The sequence below is a fragment of the Arachnia propionica genome, from assembly GCF_003859805.1.
In the GTDB taxonomy this organism is placed as follows: domain Bacteria; phylum Actinomycetota; class Actinomycetes; order Propionibacteriales; family Propionibacteriaceae; genus Arachnia; species Arachnia propionica_C.
The window spans coordinates 1-21,405 of the sequence record NZ_RQZG01000004.1 but is presented as its reverse complement, the minus strand read 5'-3'; the positions used below and the strand labels follow the sequence as shown (position 1 = coordinate 21,405).

16 protein-coding genes are annotated in these 21,405 nt (G+C 68.0%); 8 read left to right on the top strand and 8 right to left on the bottom strand.

All coding sequences use genetic code 11. The features are described from left to right. Positions 1–4: 4 nt before the first annotated feature. Positions 5–3,322 carry a DUF5682 family protein gene (locus EII34_RS04475; protein WP_185711191.1) on the top strand — a complete coding sequence of 1,106 codons (3,318 nt, stop codon included), beginning with the start codon at positions 5–7 and terminating at the stop codon, positions 3,320–3,322. Continuing rightward, a complete protein-coding gene (locus EII34_RS04470) occupies positions 3,319–4,857 on the top strand; it encodes a hypothetical protein (protein WP_124843364.1) in 1,539 nt (512 codons plus the stop codon). Before EII34_RS04475 ends, EII34_RS04470 begins: the two co-directional genes overlap by 4 nt. Positions 4,858–4,867: 10 nt before the next feature. Here the strand turns inward: EII34_RS04470 and zupT are convergent, their stop codons facing one another. The 6 genes from zupT to rpmB all read right to left on the bottom strand — a co-directional run bounded on the left by zupT (position 4,868) and on the right by rpmB (position 8,140). Then, the gene (gene zupT, locus EII34_RS04465; protein ID WP_124843362.1) at positions 4,868–5,659 is read right to left on the bottom strand and encodes a zinc transporter ZupT; all 792 of its coding nucleotides are present in this window, start codon (positions 5,657–5,659) and stop codon (positions 4,868–4,870) included. Positions 5,660–5,720: 61 nt separating this feature from the next. Continuing rightward, positions 5,721–6,119, bottom strand: coding sequence for a hypothetical protein (locus EII34_RS04460; RefSeq protein ID WP_124843360.1), 399 nt, complete (start codon positions 6,117–6,119; stop codon positions 5,721–5,723). Beyond that, the gene (locus EII34_RS04455) at positions 6,103–7,218 is read right to left on the bottom strand and encodes an Ig-like domain-containing protein (protein ID WP_124843358.1); all 1,116 of its coding nucleotides are present in this window, start codon (positions 7,216–7,218) and stop codon (positions 6,103–6,105) included. Before EII34_RS04455 ends, EII34_RS04460 begins: the two co-directional genes overlap by 17 nt. 211 nt (positions 7,219–7,429) lie before the next feature. Continuing rightward, positions 7,430–7,735: a 30S ribosomal protein S14 gene (rpsN, locus tag EII34_RS04450; protein ID WP_124843356.1), complete on the bottom strand. Its 306-nt coding sequence runs from the start codon at positions 7,733–7,735 to the stop codon at positions 7,430–7,432. Further along, positions 7,735–7,902 carry a 50S ribosomal protein L33 gene (gene rpmG, locus EII34_RS04445; RefSeq protein ID WP_124843354.1) on the bottom strand — a complete coding sequence of 56 codons (168 nt, stop codon included), beginning with the start codon at positions 7,900–7,902 and terminating at the stop codon, positions 7,735–7,737. Before rpmG ends, rpsN begins: the two co-directional genes overlap by 1 nt. 1 nt (position 7,903) lies before the next feature. After that, positions 7,904–8,140, bottom strand: coding sequence for a 50S ribosomal protein L28 (gene rpmB / locus EII34_RS04440; RefSeq protein WP_124843352.1), 237 nt, complete (start codon positions 8,138–8,140; stop codon positions 7,904–7,906). An 83-nt stretch (positions 8,141–8,223) separates the two neighbouring features. Between rpmB and EII34_RS04435 the strand changes: the two genes are divergently transcribed. Next, a complete protein-coding gene (locus EII34_RS04435; protein ID WP_124843350.1) occupies positions 8,224–8,472 on the top strand; it encodes a type B 50S ribosomal protein L31 in 249 nt (82 codons plus the stop codon). Then, positions 8,469–9,533: a CobW family GTP-binding protein gene (locus tag EII34_RS04430; protein ID WP_124843348.1), complete on the top strand. Its 1,065-nt coding sequence runs from the start codon at positions 8,469–8,471 to the stop codon at positions 9,531–9,533. The genes EII34_RS04435 and EII34_RS04430 overlap by 4 nt, the downstream gene beginning before the upstream one ends. 92 nt (positions 9,534–9,625) lie before the next feature. Here the strand turns inward: EII34_RS04430 and EII34_RS04425 are convergent, their stop codons facing one another. After that, positions 9,626–9,907: a pyrophosphorylase gene (locus EII34_RS04425; RefSeq protein WP_124843346.1), complete on the bottom strand. Its 282-nt coding sequence runs from the start codon at positions 9,905–9,907 to the stop codon at positions 9,626–9,628. Between the two features lie 113 nt (positions 9,908–10,020). Beyond that, a complete protein-coding gene (locus tag EII34_RS04420; protein WP_185711177.1) occupies positions 10,021–11,955 on the bottom strand; it encodes a serine/threonine-protein kinase in 1,935 nt (644 codons plus the stop codon). Positions 11,956–12,193: 238 nt separating this feature from the next. On the opposite strand from EII34_RS04420, the gene EII34_RS04415 reads away from it, so the two are divergent. The 4 genes from EII34_RS04415 to EII34_RS04400 all read left to right on the top strand — a co-directional run. Further along, positions 12,194–14,947, top strand: a complete 2,754-nt coding sequence (locus EII34_RS04415) for a coiled-coil domain-containing protein (RefSeq protein WP_185711176.1) — start codon at positions 12,194–12,196, stop codon at positions 14,945–14,947. Between the two features lie 44 nt (positions 14,948–14,991). Then, positions 14,992–16,296 carry an ABC transporter substrate-binding protein gene (locus EII34_RS04410; RefSeq protein WP_124843339.1) on the top strand — a complete coding sequence of 435 codons (1,305 nt, stop codon included), beginning with the start codon at positions 14,992–14,994 and terminating at the stop codon, positions 16,294–16,296. A 3-nt stretch (positions 16,297–16,299) separates the two neighbouring features. Continuing rightward, complete coding sequence (locus EII34_RS04405; RefSeq protein ID WP_124843337.1) at positions 16,300–20,562, top strand: FtsK/SpoIIIE domain-containing protein; 4,263 nt, start codon at positions 16,300–16,302, stop codon at positions 20,560–20,562. Between the two features lie 98 nt (positions 20,563–20,660). Beyond that, the coding region (locus EII34_RS04400; RefSeq protein ID WP_221620197.1) for a hypothetical protein at positions 20,661–21,405 on the top strand (745 nt) is incomplete at its 3' end.

Here is a 21,405-nt window from a genome sequence, read left to right as displayed (position 1 = left end):
CACCGTGGCCATCCTCGATCCCCGGGCAGCCGTCGCCGATCTGGTCGACTGCCGTTCCCCGTTCCTCATCGGCATCCGCCACCACTCCCCGGCCATGGCCGTGGCGATCCCCGCGCTGCTGGACGAGCACTGCCCCGACGTGCTGGCCATCGAGCTGCCCGCCGAGGCCAACGAGTGGCTGCACTGGCTGACCCACCCCGAGGCGAGAGCGCCACTGGCCCTGGCCTTCTCCGGGCGTGACGGCCTGGCGTTCTACCCGTTCGCGGACTTCTCCCCGGAGCTGGCCGCACTCCGGTGGGCACGCCACCACGACGTGCCGGTGGTGTGCATCGACCTCCCCCTGGCGGCCCCGGCACCGGAGGACCACACGACGGGATCGGGAGAGACCCTGTGGCAGGAGGCCCTGGCCCACCGGGCCCGCACCACCCCGGGTGATGTGAACGAGACCTGGGACCGCCTCGTCGAGGCCCCCGCCCCCGGCTCCACCCCGGAACAGCTGCGGATCGCCGCATTGGCCCACGGCTGGGCCTCCCGCCGGGCCGCAGGCGATCCCGACGCCTTCACCGCCGCCCGGGAGGAGTGGATGCGCGGCATGCTCGCCCCGCACCTGAGTGCAGGGAAACGGGTGGTTGCCGTCGTCGGCTCCTTCCACGCGGCTGCACTGGTGGACGCCACCGGGGCCACCACCCCGCCCACCGACCTCGGCCCCGAGGTGACGGGCTCCCTGGTGCCCTACACCTTCGCTTCCCTGGACTCGCGCTCCGGCTACCCCGCAGGCATCCGCGACCCCGGCTGGCAGCAGGCCGTGGTCGAGTCCCGGCTGGACGCCTCTTTGCTCCGGGCGTCCGCCACCGGTGCCATCACCGAGATCACCCGGGCGCTTCGCGACGCGTCCCATCCCGCCGGCCCCGGTGAGGCCGCCGAGACCGCACGTGTCGCCCTGGATCTCGCCACGCTCAGGGGACTCGCCGCCCCGTCGCGTCGGGAACTCATCGAGGCGGTGACGACGGTGCTGGCGCAGGGCGAGGTGCTGGGGCGGGGTCGGGTCGTCGCCGAGGCACTGGAGCAGGTGCTCATCGGTGACCGACGGGGCGAGCTCGCCCCCGGTTCCCCGGTCTCCCCGCTCCGTCAGTCCATCGTCACCGAGTTGCGTGACGCACGGGTCGATCCCGACCGTGACGAGGAATGGAGCCTCACCCCGCTGCGTGGTGGCCTGGACCTCATCCGTCACATCCTGTTCACCCGGCTCATGGTGGCCGGGATCAGCTTCGCCAGCCCCACTTCCGGCACCTTGTGGCGGGGCGCGGAGACCACCGCCACCACCTGGACCACCAGGTGGACCGCTGCCACCGATGCCACCATCGAGGTGGCCACCGCGAAGGGCCTCAGCACCGAACAGATCGCCACCACTGCGCTGCTGACCCGTGAGATCTCCGACGCGGCTGCGGTCCGTGGGCTGCTCGTCGACGCCGCCGCGTGCGGCTCCACGCCCGCCCTGGAACGTGCCCTGGCCCTGCTCAGCCCGCTCACCGCCGACTTGTCGTTCCATGCCGCCGTCGAGGTTCTCATGGCCTTGAGTGACATCGAGCTGTCCCGTATCCCCGGAGCCCGGTACCTGTCCGCCGATCTCCGGGAACGGGCCGGGGAGCTGCGTGCCGAGTTCACCTCCGCCGCGGTGCGGGAGCTGAAGGGCATCGAGGCCTCGGACGACCTCACCGATGCCGCCGCACTGGCTGCCTTCGTGGAGTTGGGCCAGGAACACCAGCTCAGCCTGACAGCAGCCCTGACCCGGCTGAGCACCGACGGTTCACCTCTGATGCAGGGTGCGGCCGCCGGGTTGCTGCTGGACGACACGAACGCATCCGCGCACATCGCGGGCTGGTTGGATGCCGCGACCGTCCCGGCCCGGCGCGCGCTGCGCCGTCGGCTGAGCGGACTGCTGGTGGCGGCCCGGGGCCGCTTCACCACCGCCCCTGCCACCCTGGCCCTGGTGGCGCGCATCGGCCGGATCGACGACGACGAGTTCGTCGCCCTGCTGCCCAGCCTCCGGGGCGGATTCGACGTGCTCGACGCCGGGGCTCGGGCTGCGCTGCTGGACGACCTGGCCGGCGAGTTGGGGCGTTCCCGCAACCTGGTCCTACCACCGGAGGAGACTGCGCGGACGGCCCGGTACGACACGGCGGCCCGCTCGCGCCTGGCTGCCCTGGGTCTGGCCGATCTCGTGTTCTCCCCTGCCGAACGGTGGCGGCTGATCCTCGGCGAGCACCGTGAGCGACTCTCCCCCACCGGTCGTCGCATGGCCTCGGCCCTCGACGAACTCTACGGCCGTCCCAATGCCGACAGTCTCGACGGCGCGGCGCGTGGTGCCTCCAACGGCCCCTCCCAGCTCGGCGTGCGGCAGTGGGAGCAGGAGATCGAGGCACTGTTCGGACACGGCGAGGTGGCTGAGATCTTCGCCGAAGCCGCCGCTGCGGGCAGGGGGGACGTGTTGGAGCGCCTGGACCCGGAGACGACCCGCCCATCGGTGGAGCTGCTCGCCACGGCGCTGTCCCTGACCGGCGGCCTGTCGGAGGCCCGGTTGTCGCGACTGCGTCCCCTGGTGGCGAGGATGGTCCGGGAACTGAGCGCGGAGTTGGCGATCCGGTTGCGTCCGGCCCTCACGGGGCTGGCCGTTGGACGCCCGACCCGCCGTCGCACGGGACGTCTCGACCTGGAGCGTACCCTCCGGGCGAACCTGAAACAGGTGGTTCCCCTCGACGGTCGCCCCCAGGTGGTTCCGGCTCATCCGGTGTTCCGCGCTCCTGTGGCGAAGGAGGTCGACTGGCATCTCATCGTGCTGGTGGATGTCTCCGGTTCGATGTCCGAATCGGTGGTCTACTCGGCGTTGACTGCGGCGATCCTGGCCGAGTCCCCTGCGCTGAGCGTGGAGTTCCTGGCCTTCTCCACCGAGGTGCTGGACTTCACCGGGCACGTCACCGATCCCCTCAAGCTGCTGTTGGAGGTGGAGGTGGGTGGCGGCACCGACATCGCCGGGGCGCTCCGGGTGGCCCGTTCCCGGGTGAGGATCCCGTCGCGCACCCTGCTGGTGCTCATCAGTGACTTCGACGAGTTCGGTTCGGTCACCCCCATGCTCGGTGAGCTCGAGGCGCTGCGCGGGGCCGGGGTGAGGATGCTCGGTTGCGCCGCTCTGAACGACTCAGGAACGGGTGCGTACAACGCCGGGATCGCCGCGCAGGCGGCGTCGGCGGGCATGCGGGTGGCAGCGGTCTCGCCGCTGGACCTGGCCCGCTGGGTGGGCAGCGTGGTGAGGGAGGCATCATGAGGGACATCTCCCCCGCCGTGTTGGCCGGGATCGTCGAGGCCCTCGCCCCGAGGGTGAGAAAGCGGGTGGATGCCCTGCTGGCCTCACCACCCGAGCTGGCGACGGTGGTGGACTTCGGCAATGCGACGGTGCGAGTCGCCGAGGTGGATCGGGTCACCGACCAGGCGCAGCTGACCTGTGACTGCCTGCTGGCCCCCGCCTGTGCCCACCGTGCCGTGGTGGCCCTGCTGTTGCCGGTGGCCGATGAGGAGGAGAATCCTCCTCCTGCTGATGCTGCCCCGGAACCAGTCCGGGCGGAGAGCAGCAGGACACCTCTCAGGGCGGCGCAACGCGATGCCGTCACCATTGCCCTGACCCATCTGCGCCGTGTGCTGCTGATCGGGACCACACGTCTCAGCGCTGCGGATCGGGGGGATCTCGCCGCTGACCTCCATCGGATGCGCACCTTCGGCCTGGTGACGGCAGATCGTGCACTCACCGGATACGTGTCATCGCTGCGTGGCCGAGGTCGCCCCAACCTGGCCGGATTCGCCTCGGCCCTGCTGAATCTCCACCGGCTGGAGCAGCTGGGCCCAGGCGATCCGTCCGGGGACCTGCTGGGCCGTGCCCGGGAGACCTACCGGGACGTCGGGGGGCTCCGGCTCACCCCGCTCTGTGCGGAACCGATCCTCACCGCATCGGGATTCGCGGGCAGTCAGGTCACGTTCAACGATGCCGGGGGGCGGGTGTGGAAACTCACCCGGGTGCGCCCGGGGACGGCCCGCGACGTCCCGACGCACTACCTGGCCGGGGAGACCTGGGCCGGGATCAGCGACTCCCATGCGGTGCTGTCCCGGCATCGCCTGCTGATCTCTGATGCCACGGCGCGTGACGACGGCAGGCTGGGTGGGGGACGCCAGGTCCGGGCCGCCCGTGGCGAGGCCGTGGCCGGGTGGGAGCACCTCCCGGACGGGTATCACGTGGTCGCCGGCCCGGTCACCGGCGGCAACCGCACGTCGCTGGAGGTGGCTGGGACCCCACTGCGACTGTTGCCTGCTGCACGGGCCCTGGGTGCGGGCCTCGCGACGGAGCTGTTCGGTGCGGCACTCGGTGCCGAGGTGACCTGTCTGGTCCACGACGGGCATCTGCTGGGGATGCGCACCTCCGGCGAGCTGATCCTGATCCCCGAGGGGTTGGGCGATCTCTGGTGGCCGGGCCTGGATGTCGTGGATCGTTCCTGGGCGGGCACCCTGCCCGTCGCGCCGCACCCGGAATCTGATCTGGACCCTGCCGACTGGGCCGTGACCTCTCCCGAGGTGCAGGAGATCACCTCCCGTTGGTGTGCCCGGGTGTTGGAGGCCGGACAGGCTGCCCTCGGATCTCCCTCGCTGACCCAGGACATCGCCTGGGTGTCCCGGGCCGGTGCCCCGTTCGCAGCTGAGCTCCTGCAGCGTCTCGCCGACTCGACGCGGGAGGGGCGACGGCGTTTCGACGGCACCTGGGAACCGGATCCCGAGGCCCTGGCCCGGGCCTGGTTGGCGGTCAGTCAGTACTGACAGTACTGAGTCACAGGAACAGGAGCAGTGAGACGGCCATCACTGCCATCCCTGCGATGAACCCGTACATCGACGTGTGGTGCTCGCCGTACTCCTCAGCGGTGGGCAGCAGCTCGTCGATGGAGATGAAGACCATCACCCCGGCAACGCCCGCGAAGACCACGCCGAGCAGTGCGGGCGAGAACCAGGGGGTCAGCAGCAGCCAGCCGATGACCGCCCCGGCGGGTTCGGCCAGGCCGGAAGCAGTCGCCGCCCAGAATCCACGACGGCGGGAGCCGGTTGCCTGGTGGACCGGTAGCGCGACCGCAAGTCCTTCCGGGATGTTGTGGATGGCGATGGCCACCGCGACCGCAAGCGCCACCCCCGGGTCCTGGAGTCCGGAGATGAACGTGGCGAACCCTTCCGGGAAGTTGTGGACGGCCAGGGCGATGGCGGTGAGCACCCCGGTCTGCATGAGGGCTCGGCGCCGCCGCTCATCCTGCACCGATCCGGGCTCGTGTGGATTGATCGCGGCCGGAACCAGGCGGTCGATGACGGCGATGACCGCGACACCTCCGAAGAAGGCGAGCAGGGTGTACCAGTTGCCCGGTTTCTCACCGAAGGCGGCGGCGAGCTGGTCCCGCCCCTTCGGGAGGATCTCGACGAAGGAGACGTGAACCATGACCCCTGCGGAGAACCCGAGACCAAGACTGAGCAGACGCGTGGAGTCGGACCTCCCGCACACCCCGATGGCCCCTCCGATGGCCGTGGACAGCCCGGCCAGCAGCGTCAGCAGCAGGGCGAACCAGACATCGGGAAGCATGATTGTGACCCTATCCCGGCCCGAGACGGTTGAAGGGGCGGAACCACGTGGTTCCGCCCCTTCAAGGCCTCAGGCTCAGGCGCCGGTCTTCGGCAGCCCCGGCTTCACCGGGGACGGCTTCGGCGGCGTCGGCTTGCCCGGCTTTCCGGGCTTGCTGGGAGCGGGTGTGCTCGGAGTCGGGGTCGACGGGCTCGGAGCAGGTGCGCTCGGAGTCGGCGTCGACGGGCTCGGAGCAGGCGTGCTCGGAGTCGGCGTCGGGGTCGGCCTTGGCACACGGAGCGGCCTGACCGGTCCAGGTGAACACGATCTCACCACCCACCACGGACCAACCCTCAGGCAACGCATTCTCATCGATCTTGAACCCGGACTTCGCCGCAGCCTTGACCGTCACCGTCACCGTCGAACCCTCGGTCCGCACAACCGGAGCCGAGTACTCGATCCCCTCAGTCGGCAACCTCAACCGTCGGCTCACTCGGAACATCATCACCCGGCTTGCACACACCCGGAGTCACCTTCGGAGACACCGGAACCACCGTCTTGGTCGGGGGCACGGGCGGCGGCGGAGGCGTCGGGGTGGTGCCGCGTCCGGTGCCTGCACCGGCCTCCACCTTCTCGGCGGTGGCGGTCAGCTGCTTGCCGCCGGCCTCGGCCTTGTTGTTGAAGGTGTCACCCACCTTGATCTGCTTGTCCGTGCTCACCAGCAGGTCCATCGCGTACCAGGTGTTCGGGTCGAACCCGTCCGGCGCGTTGATGGTCGCGGTCACGACATCGGCGTCCTCGTCGATCGTCGTGGTGGCGGACGGGGTGGTGCCCTCGTTGAGGTCCACCCGGCAGTCATCGCTGTACTGGAGGCTCCAGCACTTGTCGGTGGTCTTCAGGGTGTAGACCTGCGGATACCCGGGGGCCACGGTGAAGTTGAGACCGGCCATCGCGAAGGTGTCGGTGATGGTGGTGGAGGTGGCCCCTGCCAGATCCGACCCGCGCACTGCGACGCGCCAGAACACACCGTTCTCGACGGTGTCGGTGGTCCAGCCCTCCTTGACGGTCTCTCCCGGGGCCGGACGGTAGCCGACGTCGATGCCGTTGATCCACGGAACGGTGACGGTGCCGTTGTTGCCGTAGGTGAACTCGAGCTCGTCCTCGGTGAAGGTGTCAACGGTCTGGACCGCCAGCCACAGGTCACCACCGACGTCGTTCTTGCCCACGACGTTGTCGTTCAGGGTGCAGACCAGCTCTTCACTGCTGACCTCACAGGTGCCGTAGGTGAGGGGGTCACCCTCATCGCCCTTGAGATCGAAGGTGCTCGCGAAACCGGCCAGCTTGTCCGGAAGCCCCAGCTTGAACTGGTCCCCGGCCTTGCCGCTCTGGTCCGGGATGGCCCACTTGGCCTCGACCTTGACGCCGTCCCACAGGTACACCGGCTGGCCGGGATCACCGTTCCACGGAACGATCTTGACACTGCCGGGGACGATGCCCTCGATGACATCGGCCTTCGCGCTGGCCGGGAAGACCCCCGTCAGCACGAGCGCAGACGCCAGGAGAACGAATAATTTGCTCATGGGTGCACGTACACCCGTTCTGTCAACCACCAAGGACCCCCTCTGTCGAACATGTCCTTTGAATCTATGGAAAGTTAACTGCACTCGGGACCACGAGGTAGACGTTTTCTGTGGTCTTTATGGCCAATCATCACATTTTTTCCCGAAAGTTGGGGCCCACACCTGAGCGTCCGGCGACGCTCTGGTATGGGCCTTCGCGCTTGTCAGCAGGTCACCAGCTGGACTTGACGATCCCCGGCAGCTCTCCCCGGTGGGCCAGCTGCCGGAATCGCACCCTCGAAACCCCCGCCACCCGCAGGTAGCCGCGAGGTCGACCGTCGAGGGCATCCCGGTTGCGCACCCTCACCGGGGATCCGTCCCGTTTGAGCGAGGCGAGCTTCCGCACGGCGGCGAACCGTTCGTCGGCATCGGTGTCGGGATCGGCGATCACGGCCTTCAGTGCCGCCCGCCTCTCGGCCTGCTGGGCGACGATGCGCCTGCGACGTTCGTTCTGGACGATCTTGGAACGTTTGGCCATCAGCGGGTCTCCTTGAACTCGACGTGGCGACGGATCACCGGGTCGTACTTGCGCAGCGAGATGCGGTCGGGGTCGTTGCGGCGGTTCTTGCGGGTCACGTAGGTGAACCCGGTGCCGGCGGTGGAGCGCAGCTTGATGAGTGGACGCAGGTCGTTCTTCTTGGCCATGTCAGAGCTTCTTTCCTTGGGCGATGAGGTCCGCGACCACCGCGTCGATGCCGCGTGCGTCGATCACCTTGATCCCACGGGCGGAGACGGTGAGCCTGACGGTGCGTCCCAGCGACGGCACCCAGTACCGCTTGGACTGGACGTTGACGTCGAAGCGACGCTTGGTCTTCTTCTTGGACCACGGGACGTTGTGCCCGAAACCGGGCACGGCCCCCGTGACATCACAGTGGCGCGACATGGGACTCCTCAGGTTGTGCGAATGCCGACAGATAATGATAATGGTTCGCAGTCCAAGTTCCAATCCGACCAGCGAGGTCCACCATGAAGCCCGGCATCCACCCCGAGTACCGCCCCGTCGTGTTCCGCGACATCTCCACCCAGGCCACCTACCTGATCCGCTCGACGATGACCAGCAGGCAGACCATCGAGTGGACCGACGGGAACACCTACCCCCTGGTGGACGTCGAGATCACCGCTGACAGCCACCCCTTCTACACGGGCAAGGCCCGCAAGCTGAGCATCACCGGACGGGTGGAGAAGTTCCAGCAGCGCTACGGGAAGACGAAGTGACCTCACGCATCGTGCTCGTGGCCGCCTTCGACCAGGTGGCCCGGGCCACCGCCACGAGTGCCCTGCTGTTCGACCTTCCGGACTGCCTGGTGATCCAGCACGACCTCTCCCCCAGCGGTGAACTGAACCGCCGCATCTGGGACACCACCGGCGTGCTGGAGTGCGATTCGGTCACACTCGGGCACGGCTGCGTCTCCTGCGCCACACGCGAGGATCTCGTCCCGACCCTGATCCGCATCCTCGACCAACGCACCTGGACCAACGTCGTGGTCTCCCTGCCCCTGACCGCCGCCCCAGAGGCCGTCACGTGGCAGGTCATCGAGGCCATCCAGGACGGCTCGCTCCCGGCCCAGCTGGCCGCCGTGCTCACCGTCGTGGATGAGACCACCGTCGTCGACGACGTCTTCGGGGATGCCACGTTGGAGGACCTGGGGCTCACTCTCTCCGCCCACGACGAGCGGGCCGCCGGGGAAGCGGTGTGTGCTCAGATGGACTTCGCGGACGTCGTCGCCACGCTGGGCCCTCCCGACGAGGCGACGAGGACGGCGCTCAGTCACCTGCTGGGAGATCGTCCCGGGTGCGTGATCCACGAGCTGGACGCCGACGCCCTCATGTCACGCAGCCACGACTTCCTCTCCGCCCAGGCCCGGGTGGACCCCACGGGACCACACCAGCACGCCGCCCACGACTGCAACGGGGTGTGGACCCTGGTGCTCTCCAGTGACCGTCCCCTGCACCCGGGACGGCTCTACGAACAGGTGGAACTGATCGGTGCAGGCCGCCTCCGCAGCCGGGGTCGCACCTGGGTGCCGTCACGACCGGAGATGGTGGTGGCCTGGGACGGTGCCGGTGGGCAGCTGTCCATCGGGGACGCGGGCCTGTGGGGTGACGTCCTCCCCCACACCAGGCTGGTCATCACGGGCATCGACGCGGCGGACCGCGGCCGGGTGGAGCGGGCCTTCCACGACATCCTGCTGACCGACTGGGAGATGCACAACGTCACGAACTGGGAGGGCAACGACGGCCTGGACCTGTGGCTGGGTGCGGTCGACCAGGAGTGAGCGCCCTCGACCACGTCGTCGTGGGAGTCACATGACTCGGGGTGGGCGTCCGATCGGACGCCCACCCCGAGTTTCTGTCTTCACGCAGCGGATCAGGAACCGCCGCCGGCGGAGAAGATATTGCTCGCAATCGTCTCCAACTGCTGACGCAGTTCCTCGAGCTCCTGAGTGGCCTTGTCGAGAGCCGACTTGGTCTCGGGCCACGTGGCGTTGCGGAAGGTCTCGGCCAGCGGGCCGTCCCAGTTGTTGGGATCCGAGAGGATCTGCCCCTGGGAGTCCAGGGAGTTGATCTGATCGGTCAGGCCGCCGGTGATGATGGACTGAATCTGACGAATGGCCGTCTTGGCACTTTCGGTTGAGAGAACGCGGCTCATGTGACTCCTAACGGTGTCGATGGTTCCCCCTCCACACGGTGCGGAGCGGGATGAGGACAGCGCCTACGTTAGCAACCGATCGGATCACCCCTGTCGATACCGCGAAAATCGGCTCAACTGCGGGCCGTGATGACGAACTCGTTGCTGGTGATGAAGGAGAAGTTGCCGACCTGGGCGTTCACCCGGCACGACGGCGAGATCGAGACCGTGGACACGGTGAGCCCGTCCGGGGAGACCCGGAGTGCCCCGCCACAGCCGTCGGCGAACCGTACCCCCTGCTCCCCGGCGATGGCGGTCAGCATGCTCGAGGGCCTGCCCACCGACGGTGAGTGGAGCAACGGGTGCAGCTCATCGACCCCCGAGGGCCACACGGGCAACAGTGTCAGCTCGAGCGGCACCTGGCTGAAGACCCTCGGTGGGGCCACCAGCTGGATCCCCGTCATCCGCTGCACGGGATAGGCGGTGGAGTTGAGGTCACTGTCCGTGACCACCTCCTTGGTCCCGTTCGACAGGGCCGACAACCACTGGTCGAGGTCCTGGACGGAGAGGTCCCCCGCCGTCACGGGGATGGTGGCTGTGACCGTCGCACCACCTTGAGGTTGCAGTGGCTCAGGGGTGAGGCTCCAGCCACAGCGCGCGGTGATCCCGGTTCCTGACGGGCTGTGCGCGGCACCCTGGCCGTCCGCCCACATGACCTCGGCGCACCCCGGCTCGTCCCCGGGCGCCGGAACCACCTCGAGGAAGGGGCCACTCAGCGGGGAGTTCTGCGCGGCGTAGCGGATCTCCAGCCGGATCTGCTTCTGTGAGGCCTCATAGGTGGCCGTACGCGTCACGGTCAGCCCCGTCGGGAGCGGCTGGTCCGACTGGGTGGCGTTGGGAGCCGCACTGGGTGCGGCCTCCTTCTTCTCGGCCTGGGAACCGAGCACCCGTGGGATGATGAGTGCGGCGGCCCCACCCACGACGAGCACGACGGCTGCGACCAGGGCGATGACCTTCTTCCTGCTGAACCGCTTCGGTTCGTCGGTGGTGACGACCGGTCTGGTCGCGGGAAGTTCCTGGAGGGGTTTCAGGACGGTGTCGCTCGCCGAGTGCCCCAGGTTGGGTGCCGATGGGGGTGAGGACGGGGTGTCGGCAGAGACGACCGACTGCGGTCTGGGGGCGACCCCCTTGAGGATCGTACCCTGACGCAGCTCGCTGTCAGGAAGCGGCTCCAACGCGGGCTCATCCTTGCACCCCGGCAGGATCTCCCTGAGCCGTTCAGCGGCCTCGGCCGCCGTCGGACGCTCCTTCGGATCCTTCGCGAGCATGACCCTCAGTGCCTCGGCCAGGGGCTCGGGCACCGGCAGCGGCAGCGGCATCTCACGGAGATGGCGCAGGCCGATGGTCATCGCGGTACCTGAGTTGCCGAACGGGGTGCGGCCCGACAGGAGCTCGTAGAGCGCGATACCCGCACTGTAGACGTCACTGGCGGGCCCGGCCTGCCCGGTCTCGATCAGTTCGGGCGCCATGTAGGCGGGCGTGCCGATCCCGGCGGTCGACGACGAGTCCCCGTCCCCCACGATCCGGGCGATGCCGAAGTCCGTGAGCTGGACATCCGTCGGCCCCAGGTCGCCCCAGGTCTCCGACAGCAGGATGTTGTCGGGTTTCACGTCACGGTGCACGACGTGTCGCCCGTGGGCGTAGGCCAACGCCTCGAGGACACGCATCATGATGCCGACGGCCGCCGCTGGTGGCACGGTCGTGAGCTCCGCCAACACCTGCCTGGCGGAGGAGGGCAGGAAGTCCATGACGATCGCGAGACGCCCATCATCGACGATGAGGTCACGGACGTGCACGACGGAGGGGTGCTCCAGCCCGGTCAGCAGGGAACGTTCCGCCACGAAACGGGCGACCACGTCATGGTCCCTGGCGTGCTGTGCGTGCAGGACCTTCGCGGCCACCGTTGCGTCGTCCCGGGTGTCCACTCCCCGCCAGACCTCCCCGGATGCCCCCACACCCACCGATTCGAGCAGCCGGTGATTGGCTCCCAACGGAGTTCCCGAGTCCAAGGGGTGTCCTTCCTGAAGTGGGTCACGGCAAGGGCGTGCCACGTGGATTCGTCCACGGCCCGGAGCACTCGCTCCGACCGGCCGGACTCGTTGGTGACTTTCGTGACAAGGCCTGTTTTTTGGGTGATCCCCGCAACAGCTACTGTAGCAACGTTCGTCAATCTCCTGAAGGGGACTCAGGGTGCTTGCTTCTTCTCCACGACAAGGTCGGGCCTGGCTGGTTCGAGGACTTGCAGCCGTGCTCACCGTGGGGCTGCTCTTCCTCGGTGGGGTGGCCGACAAACCGACGGATCCCGTTGCGCTGACGGAGATCCCTGACGATGCGTCGAACATCCTCCAGACGGTCAACCTCGGCGTGGGGCCTGACGGCACCATCCGGAGCATCACCTCCGAGGCGGCGGCGGAGAGCCCGGAGAAGTTGAAGTCCGTGCAGGTCAGCAATCAGTACAGTCCGGCCGATTTCGCCAAGGACCTCCCGGTGAGGTTGACCACCAGCTACCAGACCGACACCACCCGGGGAACGGATCTCGCCGATCTCGCGGGCCACACGGGTCGGGTCGTCATCGAGTTGAAGCTCCAGAACCTCACCATGCGGCCCACCACCGTCCAGTACGACGCCGGCGGTCGCAGCCTGCAGGAGCAGGCGCTGGTCGGTGCCCCGATGACCATCTTCGCAGCCACGACCCTGCCGGGAACGGCTCCGTCCGCCGTCGTCCTCGAAGGTGAGGAACAGGATGCCTCCTCGACGAACGGGGTGCTCGCACAGCTGCCGGACGGAACCACGTCGGTGCAGTGGGCCACGCTGCTCTCCCCGCCTGCCACGACGGACACCGCCACGCTGCGTCTGGTGGTCGAGGCACAGGAGATGAAGGTGCCCGAGTTCGACCTGAGCGTGCACCCGGGGGTGGTGAGTGATCCCCGCGCCTCCTTCCTCGACGGCGCGATGGAGTCCGAGACCGAGCTCCTGGAGCGCACCGTGGCCCTGGCGGGTGACGTCCAACTGGTGCTGGACGACGTCGGTGAGTCGGTCGCCGAGCTCCGCAAGGTCCTCTCCACCTCCACGGAGACCTTCGGCGCCGACGCGGTGACCGGGTTGAAGCAGTCGAACCAGCAGGTGGAGAACTCAACCCAGGCGCTCGTGTCGCAGCTCCAGGGCCTGCAGAACAGCCTGGACTCACAGCTCTCCCAGAGCCAGTCCGCCATGCTGAGCACCCTCCAGCAGGGCGTGGCCTCCATGGAAGGCCTGCTCGGCGACCCCAACCAGTTCGCCACCCCCACCCCACCCGCGAGCGGTGGTGACGCCTGCTCCGGTGGGGTCGTCCCGGCCTCGAGCGACGGCAGCGTCGCCGGGCTCCTCGCCCAGGTCTCCACCCAGCTCGACCAGTACGCCACCGCCTCCGAGGAGTGCCGCGGTTCGGTACGTGAGTCCATCCTCGCCTCGCTCGGCCCCGAGGACCCGAGTCAGGAAGGCGCCTGCCCCGCTCCCCCACCGGTGGGGAGGGTCGAGGACGACCAGTCCGGAGCCGTGCAGGGGGTGGAGCCGGAACAACGTCAGGTCCCGGTGACCTGTGCGCTGTGGGAGGCCCGAACCACCGCGCAGGAGAACATCACCCGGCAGTTCGGCCAGGACCGTGACGCACTGCTCATGACCCTGGAGCCCCAGAGCCTCGATGCGACCTTCGCCACCCACAAGGAACTCGGTGAGGCCCTGACCGTGGTGAACGAGCGGGTCAAGGCACTCGACGAGGGCATCACGCAACCGGATGTGCAGGCACTCCGCGAGGCCCTGCAGGACTTCTCCAAGGACCTCAGCCGGATGGAGAGCTGGCTGGAGCGTCAACACGACTTCGCCGAGTCCCAGCAACAGAACACCAACCGGATGACCAAGCAGAACCGCGAGGCCGCACAGGAGCTGTGCACGCTGCTCCGCAACAGCGACGAGCCGGCGGACGAGCTGGCCCGTGTCTACGGGTCCTTGACCGATGAGCCGTGTGTCCTGGCTGATGGGTCCGAGCTGCAGATCCCGAGGGACGCGAACACCCAGTCGCTCCAGGAGCAGCTGGGGCAGCAGCACAAGGCCTGGGGAACCATCTCCTCCGAGATGTCCCCGGAGGGCGACGAGGAGACCTCCGGGCACGCCCTCCTGGCCAGGCTGCGTGCTGCTGAGCAGAAGATGTCGGAACAGGTCACGGGTCTCGAGGATCTGGGTGGACAGAACGACGACGCCGCGAACTCGGCACGCGAGTCGTTGAAGGAGTCCTTGACGACGCTCGAGACCACGAACACCAAGCTGGGTCAGGATCTCGACCAGCTCGCCGCATCCCAGAAGCAGCTCCAGGAGGACCTGCGCAAGACCTTCGACCAGGTGATCGAGGACGTCAACGAGGACGTGTCGGAGGCGATCGACCCGACGATCCGCCAGATCAGGGTCGACGGTCAACGCACCGCGGAGGCCTGGGACGCCTCGACCAGGAACTCGGCCAAGGACCTGCGGGAGGTCTCCCGGGGCCTGTCCGCCGACAGCAAGCAGACCATCGAGGACCGTGCCCAGGCGCTGCGGGACACCAGCGACGGCGCGGCTGCCTTCATCTCGGACCAGCTCAGTGTCGGCGGTCAGGCGCTCGCCGAGAACCTGGGGAACTCCGCGCAGGACATCGACGGCACGAGGGCACAGCTCGTGCTGGATCTCCAGAACGCGCTGGCCGACCTGGGTGACCCCACCGTCGACGGAGGTGGGCTGCTGGGCACGATGGCGACCTCCACCGCGGCAGCCGCCACGACGGATGAACAGGTCACCCTCGCCACGACCGCCACGACGTCATTCGCCAATGTCCGCAGCGAGGACGTCAGCAGCATCGAGAAGCGCCGCGCGGTCTTCCTGGCCTCCTTGGACGTCGCCGACGAGCTCCCGCTGTTCCAGTTGGAGAGCAGCCCCGGGGCGCGGACCGCCACCGTCTACACCATCCAGATCCGCTCGGAGCAGAGCCGGTGAGGCACGACGGCGGCCCCCGGGCGGCTCTTGCGAGGATGTTCGAGATGTTCGATCGGCATGTCACACGGTGGCCGGGACGCAGGACCCACGGCGTGTTCGCCCTGCTGCTGGCCGGGATGCTGTGCGTGGGCTGCACCGGGCAGGAGCCTGACCCGGAGCCCTCGTTCACCCCGGTCGCCGCACCACCGCAGCCCGTGGCACTGACCGCCGAGGGACTGCCGGAGAAGGTACGCATCGGTGTGATCGTGACACTCAGTTCCGCACCGGGAGAGGGAGCGGACTGGCCGCTGGCCGCCGAGGGGGCCAGGGTCGCCGCCGAGCGGTTCCAGATGGGTGGTCATGACGTCGAGATCGTCGTCGCGGATGACCGGGGCACCCCGGCCGGCAGCAGCGCCGCCGTCGATGAACTCGTCACCCAAGGGGTCTCCGGCATCGTCCTGGCCACCTCCGGGACGCATGTGGTCGATGCCATCGCAGCCGCCCGGACACATGACACCGCGGTGCTGCTGCCCTACCTCACCGAGGACAGATACCTCGCAGACGGGGCCTGGGCGACGGGCCTGCTGCGGTCCACCCACGACGAGGCGTTCCACCAGACCCTCGAGGTCCAAGGAGGGAGCCATGTGATCCAGGTGACCGCCCCGGGATCGATCAAACCGCTGAGGTTCGCACCACAGGACGAGGTCTACTTCGACCCCGGCGCCCAGGACCACGACGAATTCCTGAAGGAACTGACGGAGGCCGCGGCCGAAGGGGCCGACACCATCGTGATCCTCGGTGACGCCACCACCTCGGCGCTCGCCACCGCTGCCGTGCGCAGTTCCGGGCTCGGTCTCCCGATCATCCTCACGAACGCGGCCACCAGCCCGACCTTCTCCACGACGCTCCTGGAGACCACCGGAAGCCTGAACGGAACCTACTGGACCGTGGGGCTGCCCACCGACGATCCCGCCGGGTCGCGTCCGGATGCCACCGGGAGTTCCGTCACGGCGTTCCTCAACGCCATCCACAGCACCGCCCAGAATCCCGAGGCCACCCGGTACTTCGAACAGTCACCGTTCTCGGATGTGGCCTACGCGGCCGATGCGGCCAGTCACGATGCGACCGTCGCCCTCGTGACCGCGGCTGCACAGGCCGGGAGCAGCGATCCGAAGATCGTCCTGGCGACGCTGCCGGGCATGTCGGCCACCCATGACCACGGGCTGGTGGGGCCGTCGTTGAACTTCTCCCGACCAGCCGCACTCGTCGACGGTGGCCCGGTACCGCTCGTCGGCACCACCGATCACGCCACTGAACGTCCTGGTCAGGGCCCCATGCTGCGGTGGTTCGAAGCCGCAAGGGGTTCGTGAGCCATGCGGGTGGCAGTCGAGTGGGACGGTGTGATCCATGAACTGGAGCTGCTCACGGTCGCCGGGTCCACGACGCTGAAGACCCTCGTCGAGCACGTGACCGGAGCGGGCGTGGCCGATGACGAGCTCATCCACGTGGCGGATCGTGCCTTCCGCGCGGACACCCCGCTGGACGAGGTCCGGTTGCTGGAGGCCGTGACGATCTCCCGCACACCGGTCCCGGTGCCCGATCCCCCGACGGGATGGCACCTGAGGTTGGGTGGCACCCTGACCGCCGGCCGTACAGTGCCCTTGGCCACAGGACGGACGAGTGTCATCGGCCGCTCCCCCAAGGCCGATGTGCCCCTGGAGTCCGACAGCGTCTCCTGGGGGCACGCCTCACTCGAGATCGCCGATGACGTCGTCAGGATCCATGATGACGAGTCCACCAACGGCACCCTCGTCGATGGGCTCCTCGTCGAGGGGGAGGACTCGCGCGAGCTCGGTGACGGGGCCGTCATCGTCGCCGGCGGTAACTCGTTGACCGTCAGTTCCGGGTACCAGGAGACCCTGGCCCCCAGGCCGGGAACGCTGCCGAACGTCACCCCCGTCGGCACCGTGCCGTTCAACCGCCCACCCAGGCCCGGCAGCTACCCCGAGCCGGAGCAGTTGAGCGTGCCGAAGCGCAAGGAGGTGAACGTCCAGAGCCGGTTCCCACTCATCATGGTGCTGTCGCCCCTGCTCATGGCCGTCGTGATGGTGAGCGTGATGGGCAGCTGGCGGTACGCAATCATCGGGGGGCTCTCACCGCTCATGGCCGTCGGCTCGTTCTTCGACCAGAAGTCACGTGGGAAGAAGGAGCGCCGTGAGTCCGCCAAGAAGTTCGAGGAGGAACTCGAGGTGCTGCGTTCCGGGATCCGTGACGCAGCTCTGGAGGAACGTGCCCGGATGCAGGACCTGGTTCCGGACGTGGCGACGGTTCGATTGCGGGCCACGTTGCCCACGACGAGGTTGTGGGAGCGCCGTCACGGCACCTCGGACTTCCTGGCCCTGCACGTCGGTCTCGGCAACGTTCCGTGGTCCCCGCCGCTGATCGATCGTTCACCCACCAACCGTGACGAGGAGGTGAAACAGGTTCTCGCGGACACGGTGATCCCGGCCGCGCCGATCGTGGCTGACCTCTCCAACGCCGGAGTGGTGGGGATCGTCGGTGGACGCGAGACCGCCCTGGCCTTCGCCCGATCCCTGCTGGTCCAGGCCGTCGTGCACTGTGGCCCGGCGGACCTGACGGTCGGGGTCTTCGTCGACCCCGGCCGCGAGCAGGAGTGGGAGTGGACCAAGTGGCTGCCGCACACCCGCATGTTGCAGTCCTCCAACGGGGATCGTTGGCTGAGTCACGAACGTGCGCGCAGCGATGCCCTGCTGCGCACGATCCGGGATTCCGCGCAGGGGTTCACCACGCCGGCGATGCTGCTCCTGCTGGACTCCGACGTCCTCACCGAGGGCCGCGAGTCCACGGCCCGCCAGCTTCTCGGCCAGGGCCGCGATCAGCGTCCCAGCAGCAGTGACCGGGCGGTGCTGGAGATCTCCGGGATCGTGATCGCGCCGACCCTGGAGCAGCTCCCGGCGATGTGCACGTCGATCATCACCGTGGGTGACGACGCCGAGTGCACCATCTCGTACCCGGAGCGTCGGGTGGACATCGAGGAGGTGCTCGGCAGTGGGATGGGCCTGGAGCTGGCCCGCGAGGTGGCGATGAGCCTCGCCCGTTTCGAGGACCCGGAACTGTTCACGCCCGGTGCGTCGATCCCACGGATGACCAGGCTCAACCCGTTGCTGGGCGTGCACCGACTCACCGCCGAGGACATCCTGGGGTTCTGGAGTCGTTCCCGGGACTTCTCGACGCCGATCGGTGTCGGCGAGAAGGGTTCCTTCGAGCTCGATCTGGTGCGCGACGGCCCCCATGGCCTGGTGGGAGGCACCACGGGGTCCGGCAAGTCCGAGTTCCTGCGGTCGGTGGTCAGCGGCCTGGCGGCACGTCATGACCCCACGCGCCTGACCTTCATCCTCATCGACTTCAAGGGCGGTGCCGCGTTCAAGGCACTGGAGCAGCTGCCGCACACCATCGGCACGATCAGCAACCTCGACGCACAGCTCGCTGAGCGCGCCCTGCTCGCCCTCGAGGCCGAGATGCGGTACCGGATGGAGAAGTTCGCCGCGGCCGGGGAGGGCGTGGACAACCTGGACGCCTACTGGGCCACCGGCCCGAGTGAGCCCATGCCGAGGCTGCTGCTGGTCGTCGACGAGTTCGCGATGCTGGCGAAGGACTATCCGGACGTGCTGAGCGCGTTGGTCAGCGTCGCGGCGGTGGGTCGTACCCTTGGTGTCCACATGATCCTCGCCACACAGCGTCCGGCCGGTGTGGTCAACAACGACATCCTGGCGAACACGAACCTCCGGGTGGCGCTCAGGGTGCAGAGCCGGGAGGACTCCTCCAACGTGATCGGCGTGCCCCACGCCTCCGCCATCGGTCGGGAGCAGCGCGGGCGCGCCTACGTCAAACTGGGTGAGGAGGACATCACCCCGGTCCAGACGGCCTTGGTGACCGGACGGGTGGAGGAGGAGGAAGCCGTCGAGCTGGAGCTCACCGAGGTGGTCTTCGGCCCGCCGCCACCGCCGCCGTCACGCAAGCCGTCGACGACGAGGTCCGATGAGACGGACATGGACGAACTGATCGACGCCATCGTCGAGGCGAATGCGCAACGCGGCTACGCCCGCCCCCGGAAGGTCTGGCCGGAGGCGCTGGGCGAGCGGGTGCAGCTGGCAGGTTTCGGGGAGCCGGGGCACGAGGACATGCCGGTGGTGGGGAGTGTGGCCGGATCACACGTGTGGTTCGCGGTCTCCGATGATCCGAGCAACCAGCGGCAGATCCCGGCCGGCTGGGACTTCGAACGGGGCAACCTCATCTGCGCCGGCATTCCCGGTTCAGGAACCACGACGACCCTCGCGAGCATCGCGCTGATGATGTGTGCGCACTTCCCGCCCCATGAACTGGACCTGGTGCTCTTCGACGTCTCGAACCGGGATCTGGAGCCGCTGAAGGATCTTCCCCACACCATCGCCTACGTCGGTCCCGGATCGGCGGCGCGTGAGGAGCAGACCCGGCTGCTGAAGTACATCCGTGAGGAGTTCGACAGACGCAGTGTCGGCAACACGTCGCACCGCAAGTTGCTGGTCCTGATCGATGGCATGGCAACCCTCAGGGAGGAGTACCAGGACTACGTCGGTCAGCCTCTCCTGGATGGCCTGTACCGGTCGTACGCCGACGGTGTGGATGTCGGCATCCACATCGCCGTGGCCACCACGCGGGCGAAGACCATCCCACCCGCGATGGATGAGGTGACCACCCAGAAGTGGCTGTTCAAGCTGGCTGATCCGTACGACTACACCAATTCCGGTCTTCGTCGAGAGGATGCCCCGTTGGGTGGCCCCGGTCGGGCCGTGCTGGTGGAGACGAAGCTGCAGACCCATGTCGCGACCCCGACTGCTTCCCTGCCGGAGGCAGTGACCCAGGTGGCGGCGCAGTACCCGGATGCCCTCGCGAAGCAGTCCGTGGTGGGTAGGTTGCCTGAGTCGATCACTCCGGGGGACCTGGATGCCACGGCGGTCCTCACCGGTGAGCCCTGGCAGCTCCCGGTGGGGCTGCGGGCATCCGACCTGCAACCGCACTGTCTGGAACTCTTCGAGGGGGAACACGCCATCATCGCTGGTCCTGCACGCTCCGGGAAGTCGTCAGTGCTGCTGGCGATCGCGGAGGGGGCCCGTGCCGCGCACCCCGGGGTGAAGGTGTTCGGTCTGTGCACCCGGCGCTCCCCACTCGCCACCGCGACAGGACTCGATCAGGTGGCCGACTCCCCGGATGCCACGGCATCGGTGCTCGCGGCGATCAGGTTGCACACCGGTCCTGTGCTGTTGCTGATCGACGATGGAGAACGTTTCGCGGACACCGACAAGACCCTTGGTTCCCTGGTCGAGAACACTCCGCCGAATCTGCACATCATCGCCTCGGGACGCTCCGACGAGTTGCGCGGCCTCTACAACCACTGGACGAAGACCCTGCGGAAGTCGCGCTGTGGTGTCCTGCTGCAGCCCAATGTCGACTTCGACGGGGAGATCCTGGGGGCACAGCTCCCCCGTCGGGCCCCGGTGCGGATCAGCACGGGGCGCGGCTATGCCTGTTCCGGTGGCACGGTGGAGCTGATCCAAGCGGTCCAGCCGAGCCCCTGAGGGTCTGGTGTTGGCATGACCTCAGCACGCCAGCAGAGCAGCGGTAGGCCCGCTGCTCCCGGAGCTTCATCGTCCACACAGAGTCAGGAGAACGCAGCGTGAGTGATGTGATGCAGGGTATCTCGGAGAATGTTCAGTTCAATCATGAGCATGCTGATGCGTTGATCACGGCGTGTACTGATGCTGCGGACACGGTTGAGAATCAGACTTCCTCCCGCTCTGCTTGGCTGTCACACGGGTTGGAGGACTTCTCGGGGTACTACGCCCAGTTGTTCGAGCAGAACGGCAAGGTTCAGGCCTCGGATGCATCGCTGGTGGTGACCCGGTTGCGTGAGGTGGCGACTGCGGTGGGGGATCTTCAGAGGGCTGCGAGGGCGGAGCAGGAGCGTCGGGAGACGGCCAGGGCGTGGAAGCAGCGTCAGGATGAGCGGGGTTTCTGGGATCATGTGGCGGACTGGTTCACCGGCGGTGAGGCTCCCCCGGTGGGGCCGCCTGATCCGCAGCCGCAGTTCTCGGTGACGGCGGTGACACCGCAGTATCGGCCTCCTTTGGAGGGGTCGGGGTATACCGACACGTCGTCGGGGCGTCCTGCGAATTTGCGGAGTTTTGCCACGAGCTCGGCTGGTGCCAACAACGAGCTGAGACCGAAGGCTGCCACGGCAAAGACGGCCTACACGAATTTTGTGGGGAGTTGTGGTTGGGGTCGGTTGGATGCTGCTGGGGTGTTCTCGGGTTTTGAGTCCTACATCACGGCGAATGACAATGATGTGTCGTGGGCGAATGTGGTGGCGGGGGCGTTTGAGGCTGCTGGTGGGGATGGCGTGGTGACGGTGGCGAATGCCA

What these genes read in the sequence shown, in the direction of transcription:
- EII34_RS04470 (WP_124843364.1), top strand. Translation starts at nt 3,319, where the DNA reads ATGAGGGACATCTCCCCCGCCGTGTTGGCCGGGATCGTCGAGGCCCTC.
- zupT (WP_124843362.1), bottom strand. Translation starts at nt 5,659, where the DNA reads ATGCTTCCCGATGTCTGGTTCGCCCTGCTGCTGACGCTGCTGGCCGGG.
- EII34_RS04455 (WP_124843358.1), bottom strand. Translation starts at nt 7,218, where the DNA reads ATGAGCAAATTATTCGTTCTCCTGGCGTCTGCGCTCGTGCTGACGGGG.
- rpsN (WP_124843356.1), bottom strand. Translation starts at nt 7,735, where the DNA reads ATGGCCAAACGTTCCAAGATCGTCCAGAACGAACGTCGCAGGCGCATC.
- rpmG (WP_124843354.1), bottom strand. Translation starts at nt 7,902, where the DNA reads ATGGCCAAGAAGAACGACCTGCGTCCACTCATCAAGCTGCGCTCCACC.
- rpmB (WP_124843352.1), bottom strand. Translation starts at nt 8,140, where the DNA reads ATGTCGCGCCACTGTGATGTCACGGGGGCCGTGCCCGGTTTCGGGCAC.
- EII34_RS04435 (WP_124843350.1), top strand. Translation starts at nt 8,224, where the DNA reads ATGAAGCCCGGCATCCACCCCGAGTACCGCCCCGTCGTGTTCCGCGAC.
- EII34_RS04425 (WP_124843346.1), bottom strand. Translation starts at nt 9,907, where the DNA reads ATGAGCCGCGTTCTCTCAACCGAAAGTGCCAAGACGGCCATTCGTCAG.
- EII34_RS04410 (WP_124843339.1), top strand. Translation starts at nt 14,992, where the DNA reads ATGTTCGATCGGCATGTCACACGGTGGCCGGGACGCAGGACCCACGGC.
- EII34_RS04405 (WP_124843337.1), top strand. Translation starts at nt 16,300, where the DNA reads ATGCGGGTGGCAGTCGAGTGGGACGGTGTGATCCATGAACTGGAGCTG.